Source organism: Haloprofundus halobius (assembly GCF_020097835.1).
In the GTDB taxonomy this organism is placed as follows: domain Archaea; phylum Halobacteriota; class Halobacteria; order Halobacteriales; family Haloferacaceae; genus Haloprofundus; species Haloprofundus halobius.
This window is the reverse complement of record NZ_CP083666.1, coordinates 3,218,087-3,226,056: the sequence shown is the minus strand read 5'-3', so window position 1 is coordinate 3,226,056 and position 7,970 is coordinate 3,218,087. Positions and strand designations below refer to the sequence as shown.

Genomic DNA, 7,970 nt, shown 5'->3' with positions numbered 1-7,970 from the left:
ACTCTTGGCATCGACACGGCGGGAACAGACCGACGCGGCGGAGAGAGACCGACGCAACGGGAGAACGGACTCTCGACCGTCACGAGAGGAGTTCCATCGGATTCTCGTACACCACCCGTCTGATGTCGTCTACCTCGACGCCGTGCCGGTACAGTTCGAATATCCAGCGTTTCAGCGCGAAGATGTCGTTTCGGAGCACGCCCGCGCTGTCGGTTTCCAACAGGAGTTGCTCTGGACCGTACTCCCGTATCGCCGCCGCGACGTCGGCCGGTGAGACGCCGTGGAGCCACGGGTAGCTCACGGTAAAGGAGAGGTAGCAGTCGGTGTTCTCCATCACGAACGGGACGACGTCGGGATGCCCGTGCGAGAGCACGAGTCGGTCGTCGGCGAGTCCGGCCTCGTCCTTCAGTTCGACGCTTATCTCGATGGCGTCGCGTTTGACGGTGTCGCCGTCGAGAACGGGTTCTTGCTGGAGACTCGTGTCGAGTTCGTATCGCGGTATCCGACCGCGCTCGTAGTCGGGGATGCTGGCCTGTCCCGGATTCGAAGGCGTGTGGAGAATCGCCGGGAGCCCGGCGTCGGCGGCGATTTCGAGCTGTCGCCGGTTGACGTACCGCTGTTCGTCGAGGTCCCACGCGTTCACGTGCTGGATCGCGTTGATGCCGATTTCGCCGACGGCCGCCACCTCGTCGAGCGCGCAGTAGTCGGGCATCACCTCGAACAACGCGTCGACGTTGTCGACGCGAGTGCCGGTGTGGACGCCGACGGCGAGTCTCGCGTCGTAAACGTGCGAGCGTCTGATGGCACCGAGCCGGCCGAGCGCGTCGTCCCAGAGGTAGCGCACGTCGTCGGGCGCGACGGGCTTGTAGGGCGTCCAGTAGTAGCCCGCGGCGACCATCACCATCGCGTGACAGCCGGCGAGTGCGAACGTCTCGCGGTCGTTCCACGACAGCGTGTGCGCGTGGTTGTGCACGTCGACCCACGGCAGGTTCGTCAACTCCGGCGGGAGCGTCTCGTCGTCGCTCTCGTCCTCGCCTCGGAACGAGGGGTCTATCGGTCGCTTCGTCGGGTACTGGCGAATCGGGTCTCTCGTCGGGCGGGCCATACGAGCAGTTCGCGAGCGGGGGAGAAGAAACCACACCGAGTGGGGAGACGAGTACAGCCGCGAGCGGACGGTCACACGTGGCGTTTTAAGCGTCTCCGAGCGGTTTCTATCCGTAGACGACCGATGAAGGCTGCTACACTAACCGACGCCCGGACGGTGGAGATCAGCGAGAGAGAGCGTCCGGAGCCGGACGCCGACGAACTGCTCGTCGCCATCAACGCCTGTGGGATCTGCGCGACCGATCTTCACATGTACAGCGGGTCGCTCACGGTCGAGTACCCGATGGTGCCGGGACACGAGAGCGCCGGGGAGGTCGTCGCGGCGGGCGAGGGCGTCGAAGAGTACCGGGAGGGGGACCGCGTCGCCATCAACCCCTCGGTCCCGTGCAACGACTGTCGGGCGTGCAAGTCCGGCCGGGAGAACCTCTGTCGGGACCTCACGTCGATAGGCGGCGCGGCCAAACACATCGTCGACGGCGCGTTCGCCGAGTACGTGTGCGTCCCCGCCGGAAACGTCGAGGAGATCGGTGAGATGGACTACCGGACCGCCGCGTTCGCCGAACCGCTGGGCTGTTGTATCAACGGCGTCGACCAGGTCGACCTGACGAGCGGCGAAACAGTCGTCGTCATCGGGGCGGGAGCGATCGGCCTGCTACTCGTCCAGCTGTTCCGGACGAGCGGCGCCGGGACCATCGTCGTCTCCGAGCCGGTCGACGAACGCCGCGAGGCGGCACTCGAAGTCGGCGCCGACCACGCGCTTGACCCGACCGAGGAGGAGCCGGCAACCGTCGTTCCCGACCTCGTCGGCGAGGTCGACATCGCCGTCGAAGCGGTCGGCGTTCCGGAGCTCATAGAGCAGGCGTACTCGCTCACGGGACCGGGCGGTCGGACGCTCGTCTTCGGCGTGCCGCCGGAGGACGCGACGGTCGAACTCTCGCCGTTCGACCTGTTCTCCGCGGAGCGAGAGGTCGTCGGGACGTACTCGCTCACGCCGGACACGTTCGCGCGGGCGGTGACGTTGCTGCAGAACGGCCGTATCGACGTCGACACGCTCGTTACCGACGAGTTCGGCCTCAACGGCCTCCAGGAGGGGTTCGACCAGATGGAGGACCGTGAAGGGCTCAAGAAGATGGTGTACCCCACCCGCTAGCGCCACGACGGACACGTACGCCGGTCGACGTTTCGGGTGTCGGTGGAGTCGCGCGAATCGGTCGCACAAACGTTGAAGCCGTGACAGACCGCAGCCCGATACGAAGGATGCTCACACACACCGTCCGAGGCGGTGACGACGTCGCCCTGCACGTGGTCGAGACCGGCAACGCCGACGGGCGGCCGATTTTCTTCGTTCACGGCTACTCGCAGAGTCACCGGTCGTGGACGCGGCAGTACGACTCCCGACTCGCCGAACGATTCCGACTCGTCTCGATGGACAACCGCGGCCACGGCCAGTCCGGGAAACCCGAGGAGGGGTACGACCGCTCGGACCTGTGGGCCGAGGACGTGCGCGCGGTTCTCGACGCGCTCGAACTCGACGACATCGTCCTCGTCGGCTGGTCGTACGCCGGACTCGTCGTCCTCGACTACCTCGACGCATACGGCACCGACCGCGTCGCGGGCGTGAACCTCGTGAGCGCCATCTCGAAGATGGGAACCGACGCTGCGACGGCGCTGTTGAACCCCGGCTACGTCGACCTCTTGCCCCAATTGGGCTCCGAGAACGCCGAGGAGAGCGTCGACGCACTCGAAGCGTTTCTCCGTCGGTGCGTCCACGCGGAGCTACCGACCGAGGAACTCTACTCGATGCTCGGCTACAACGTCGTCGTCCCGCCCCACGTGCGACGCTCGCTCCGGTCGCGGACCGTCGACCACGACGACGTGCTTGCAGAACTCGACGTTCCGGCGATATTCGTTCACGGCGGACATGACGCCGTCGTCGACGTCGCGGCCGCCGAAGGCAACGCCGAGCGCACCCCGGACGCCCGACTATCGGTGTATCCGGATACCGGACACACGCCGTTCTGGGAGGCACCGGGGCGGTACAACCGGGAACTCGCCGAGTTCGTCGCGGCGTTGTGAGTAACCGGATGTCGAAAACGCACCGCCGCTCTCGACCGAACGCTTATTCCGAAAATGACCGTCTTCAGGGTAATGAGCGATTCTGAATGCGCCTTCGAGTTCGCGTTCTCGCCGGGGAAGATCGTCTGCGAGCGGGGCGCAGTCGCCGGTATCGGCGACGAACTGGCGCGTCGAGGACTGGGCCGGGCGCTCGTCGTCTGCGGGTCCACCGTCGGGTCGACGCCCGAAGTCGTCGATCCCGTGCGAAACGGCGTCGGCGACCGACTCGTCGGCGTCTTCGCGGAGACGACCCCAGAGAAGTATCTGGGGAGGGCGGTCGAGGGTGCACGGCTGGCCGACGAGGAGCACGTCGACGCGCTCGTCGCACTCGGCGGCGGGAGCAGCCTCGACGTTGCGAAGGTTATCGCCGCGCTGCGCTCACACGAGGAATCGCCCGAAGAAGTCGCCGCCGCAGCCATCGAGTCGGGTGATCTGTCGGTGTCGGCGAACGGGACGCCGACGCCGGTTTTCGCGGTGCCGACGACGTTGGCCGGCGCCGACCTCTCGACCGTCGCCGGCGTGACGCTGGCGATGGGTCCCGACGACGAGCCAATCGGCAGCAGCATCGGTGACGCGCGGTTGATGCCGACGGCGCTGTTCTACGACATCGACCTGTTCGCGACGACGCCGGAGTCGGTACTGACCGCGTCGGCGATGAACGGGTTCGACAAGGGGTTAGAGGCGCTGTACACCCGAAACGCGACGCCCATCACCGACGGCACCGCGATGCGGGGGCTTCGGCTCCTCCGGTCGAGTCTTCCGGCACTCGGGGCGGGAGACGGGGGACAGAACGGCGAGAACCTCGCACAGGCGGTTACGGGCACCGTGCTCGTCCAGTACGGCGTGTCGACGCCGGGGCAGTTCAAACTCTCACTCGTCCACGCGTTCGGCCACGGCTTCACGCGCAACTACGACGTGCATCAGGGCCGCGTTCACGCCGTCGTCGCCCCGCACGTTCTTCGATACCTCTTCGACAGCGTGGACGCCCGCCGGGAACTGTTGGCCGAAGCGCTCGGCGTTCAGGTCGAGGGCCAAACCGACGACGAGCTCGCGGAGGGTATCGTCGACGCCGTCGTCGACGTTCGCGACGGGTTGGGACTCCCGTCGCGACTCCGTGAACTCGGCGAAGTGCGCCGGGAGGAGTTCTCGGTGGTCGCAGACACCATCGCGAACGACAACCTAATGACGACGGTTCCACCCGGTCTCGACCCGACGAAGGAGGAGATTCTCGCGGTGCTCAACGCGGCGTGGTGAAAGAGAAAGTGCGTTCGGTAGCGACGGCTCAGCGAGTGTTTAGCTCGGGGAGCATCGCCTCGATGCGCTCGATGTCCACGTCGAGCCACGCCGGAACCCGGAGTTCGGAGCCGAACGCTTCGGGCTCTTCGTCGAGTTCGAAGCCCGGCCCGTTCGTCGCGTACTCGAAGATCGCTCCGCCGGGTTCGGTGATGTACCGCGACTGGAAGTAGTCGCGGTCCTTCTTCGAGGTCGTGATGTACCCGTTGTCGCGGAGTCTGTCGCTGAGTTCCTTCTGCTCCCACTCGTTTTCGACGCGGAACGCGACGTGCAGGTACGTCCCGATACCCATCACGCCCTGCGGGGCGTTCGGTCGAATGAGCACGTCCACTTTGTTCGCTCGGGGCGTCGACACCGGGGCCTCGTATCGGACGCGGTCACCGGCTTGCGGGTGGTCGGCGCGGCCGACACGCTCCCAGCCCATCGTCTCCAGCACGTCGAACGTCCCGGCGGGGTCGTTCGAGTGGACCGTGACGCTGTGCATGCCGCGAATCCCGTGTTCGGTCGGCACGTCGCCGCCGTCCCACGGATCGATATCCGACTCGCCGGTGACGAGTTCGTACGGCACGCCGTCGGGGTCGGTGAACCCGATTGCGGTTTCACCGAACCGTTCGGATATCTCGTAGTCGACGTCGTGCTCTTCGAACCGTCCCGTCCAGTAGTCGACCGACCCCTCCGGGATGGTGAGTCCGGTCGAACTCATCTGTCCTTTCCCGACGAGTCCCCGCTCCATCTCCATGTTCGTCATCGGGAAGTACGTCACGACGGTCCCCGGTGTCCCCATCCCGTCGGCGTAGTAGAGATGGTAGATTTTCTCGGGAACGTCGAACCTGACAGTCCGCTTGACGAATCGTAGTCCGAGCACGTCGACGAAGAAATCGTAGTTCTCCTGCGGGTCGTCCGCGAACGCTGTCACGTGGTGTATACCGTCTACTGATACCATGCTGAGCTCTCACGAGATGTTAGCACAGATATATAATATACTTTCGTGCCGCGTTCTCGTTCGACGGACACTCAGCGTTCGGACAACGGAGCGAAAAACGAGCGGTGAGAATCCGGTATCGACGGCGCTCGTGGATACGCGACGTTACAGCACGTCAGCTTGCTCGGCGCGGGCGACGACGTTCTTCGCCATCTTGTTCGTCGCTTCGTCGACCATCTCGCCGTCGACCGAGACTGCGCCGCGGCCCTCGCCGGTCGCCGTCTCGTAGGCGTCGACGATGCGCCGCGCCTTCTCGGCCTCCTCGGTATCGGGCGCGAACACCTCGTTTGCGGGTTCGATCTGACTCGGGTGAATGGCCCACTTGCCGTCACAGCCGAGCAGACTCGCGTGTCGACAGGAGTCGCGGAACCCGTCCGCATCTTCGATGTCGGCGAACGGTCCGTCGACGAGTTGGAGTCCCTGCGCTTTCGCGGCGTGGGCGAGGCGCGCCAACTGATAGTGCCAGTAGTGGCCCGGATACTCCTCGCCGCTGCCGATGGTGAGTCCGGCCGCGCCGACGCTGGCGGTGTAGTCACCGGGGCCGAAGACGAGCGACTCGATGCGGTCGCTCGCGGCGGCGATTTCTGGCGCGTTGTTCATCCCCTCGGCGCTCTCGATCTGGGTCTGGAGGCCGATCTCCCCCTCGGAGAGCCCGTTGTTCGCCTCCACCTGCGTGAGGAGGTTCTCGACCGTTCTGACGGTCCCGGTGTCGTGGACCATCGGCACCATGATGGTGTCGAGATACTCGCCCGCCTCGCCGACGACCTCGATGATGTCGTCGTACCACCACTGGGTGTCGACGCCGTTCATCCGGAAGCAGGGGCGCGTCTCGCTCCAGTCGTACTCCTGTAAGCCTTCGATAACGTTCCGGCGTGAGTCGATCTTCTCGTTCGGCGCGACCGAGTCTTCGAGGTCCAGAAAGGCCTCGTCGGCCCCGGATCCGGGCGCTCGCTCGATCATCTTCGGGTCGCTGCCGGGCGTCGCCAGTTGACTCCGCCGCAGGGTGACGTCGGGCATCTACTCGCCCCCCTCCGTGCCGATGGGGCCGGTCTGCTCCTCGCTGTAGCCCGCCGACTCCTCGATGCGCGACCGAGCCTCGGCGTCGAAGCGCATCTCCGTCTCCTGATACTGGTCGACGAACGAGAGTTCGTGGTGGGACTCGGTCGGGTGACCGAAGTAGCGCGATTCGAGGTCGAACTGCGCCTCTTCGCCGTCCTCGGCCAACTTCTGGAAGTCCTCGTAGACGGCGTGTGCGCCCGAGTGAAGGCCGAACAGCGTGATGAAGATGTAGCCGTAGCCGAGGTCGCCGAGTTCCGCGAACGTCAGCGGGTCGTCCTCCTCGGACCACGCGAACGACGAGGAGTAGTTGAACGCCAGCGTCAGGTCGGGGTGGGTCTCGTGAATCGCCTCGGCGTAGCGGACCGCATCCCCCCGACTCGGGTCGGGCATCTCCGGCCAGACGATGTCGACGCCAGCGTCGGCATAGATGCGCCCGCGTTCGAGGTGTTCCTCCCAGTCGCCGTTGGCGGAGCCGTAGGCGTCGGTACGGGCGATGATGACCGTGTCCTCCGACTGCTTGGCGTCGACGGCGGCCTCGAAGCGCGCGCGGGCCTGCTCACGGGAGACGATCTGCTTGCCCGCGATGTGACCGCAGCGCTTCGGCGTCGTCTGGTCTTCGATGTGGATGGCGGCGGCTCCGGCCTTCTCGTACTCGCGGACCGCCCGCCGGACGTTGTGGACGCCGCCGTAGCCGGTGTCGCAGTCGGCGACGACCGGGATGTTACAGGCGTCGACGATTCGCTTCGCGTTCTCGACCATCTCGGTCATCGACACCATCTCCAGATCGGGGAAGCCGAACTGGCCGAGCACGGTGGAGTAGCCGCTCATGTAAGCGGCGTCGTGGCCCGCCATCTCGGCGATTCGGGCGTCGAGCGCGTGGTAGAGGCCGGGGGCGAACACGTACGGCTGCTCGTCCAATTTGCGCCTGAACTCCCGTCCCATCGGGTTGTCGAGGTCTCGGGTCGTGACGGCGTCGCCGGTGGGCCGCTCCTCGCCGTCGCTCGTCGGCGTCTCTCCGTTCTGATTCATCGGCGCTCCTCCGGTCGGGTCGTCTCGGTCGGTCGCTCCTGACGCTCCAGCGCGCGTTCGAGCCGCGTGATCTGGCGCTTCAGGCTCGTCAGTTCGGTCCGGAACTCGCGTCGCGTCTCGGTCGTCTCGCCCGTCTGGATGAAGGGGACCAGCGGCGCTTCCTCCTCGGCCTCGTCGGGTCGCATTCGGGTTGTTCGTATCGTCGTCTGCGGCGTTCGTCGGTCGGTTCTGGTTCGGTCGCGTCGCGTCGGGTCGGTGTAAGTCATGTGGGTCGTCTCGGTCGTGAAGTCGGTCGGCTGTCGGGTCGGCTGTCGGCCGCTTTGCGGGTCGTGAGGTGTACGTGTACTGCCATCGTGGTCACCGCATCAGGAGGGACTGGGAAGTGAGC

The 7,970-nt window shown here is 65.9% G+C and carries 8 protein-coding genes; 3 read left to right on the top strand and 5 right to left on the bottom strand.

What is annotated here, in order from left to right:
- Window positions 1–79: 79 nt before the first annotated feature.
- Entirely contained in the window at window positions 80–1,105 is a 1,026-nt protein-coding gene (locus LAQ74_RS16935; protein WP_224333731.1) for a TatD family hydrolase, read from the bottom strand.
- 123 nt (window positions 1,106–1,228) lie between these two features.
- Between LAQ74_RS16935 and LAQ74_RS16930 the strand changes: the two genes are divergently transcribed.
- The 3 genes from LAQ74_RS16930 (at window position 1,229) to LAQ74_RS16920 (ending at window position 4,473) form a co-directional block, all read left to right on the top strand.
- Window positions 1,229–2,254, top strand: a complete 1,026-nt coding sequence (locus tag LAQ74_RS16930; RefSeq protein ID WP_224333730.1) for a zinc-dependent alcohol dehydrogenase family protein — start codon at window positions 1,229–1,231, stop codon at window positions 2,252–2,254.
- A gap of 107 nt (window positions 2,255–2,361) precedes the next feature.
- A complete protein-coding gene (locus tag LAQ74_RS16925; RefSeq protein WP_224333729.1) occupies window positions 2,362–3,180 on the top strand; it encodes an alpha/beta fold hydrolase in 819 nt (272 codons plus the stop codon).
- A 72-nt stretch (window positions 3,181–3,252) separates the two neighbouring features.
- Complete coding sequence (locus LAQ74_RS16920) at window positions 3,253–4,473, top strand: iron-containing alcohol dehydrogenase family protein (protein ID WP_224333728.1); 1,221 nt, start codon at window positions 3,253–3,255, stop codon at window positions 4,471–4,473.
- Between the two features lie 28 nt (window positions 4,474–4,501).
- Here the strand turns inward: LAQ74_RS16920 and LAQ74_RS16915 are convergent, their stop codons facing one another.
- The 4 genes from LAQ74_RS16915 to LAQ74_RS16900 form a co-directional block, all read right to left on the bottom strand.
- Window positions 4,502–5,455, bottom strand: a complete 954-nt coding sequence (locus tag LAQ74_RS16915) for a VOC family protein (protein WP_224333727.1) — start codon at window positions 5,453–5,455, stop codon at window positions 4,502–4,504.
- Between the two features lie 144 nt (window positions 5,456–5,599).
- Complete coding sequence (locus tag LAQ74_RS16910) at window positions 5,600–6,511, bottom strand: HpcH/HpaI aldolase/citrate lyase family protein (RefSeq protein ID WP_224333726.1); 912 nt, start codon at window positions 6,509–6,511, stop codon at window positions 5,600–5,602.
- Window positions 6,512–7,582 carry an isocitrate lyase gene (gene aceA / locus LAQ74_RS16905; protein ID WP_425498498.1) on the bottom strand — a complete coding sequence of 357 codons (1,071 nt, stop codon included), beginning with the start codon at window positions 7,580–7,582 and terminating at the stop codon, window positions 6,512–6,514.
- The gene (locus LAQ74_RS16900) at window positions 7,579–7,767 is read right to left on the bottom strand and encodes a hypothetical protein (protein WP_224333725.1); all 189 of its coding nucleotides are present in this window, start codon (window positions 7,765–7,767) and stop codon (window positions 7,579–7,581) included. The genes aceA and LAQ74_RS16900 overlap by 4 nt, the downstream gene beginning before the upstream one ends.
- Between the last annotated feature and the right edge of the window lie 203 nt (window positions 7,768–7,970).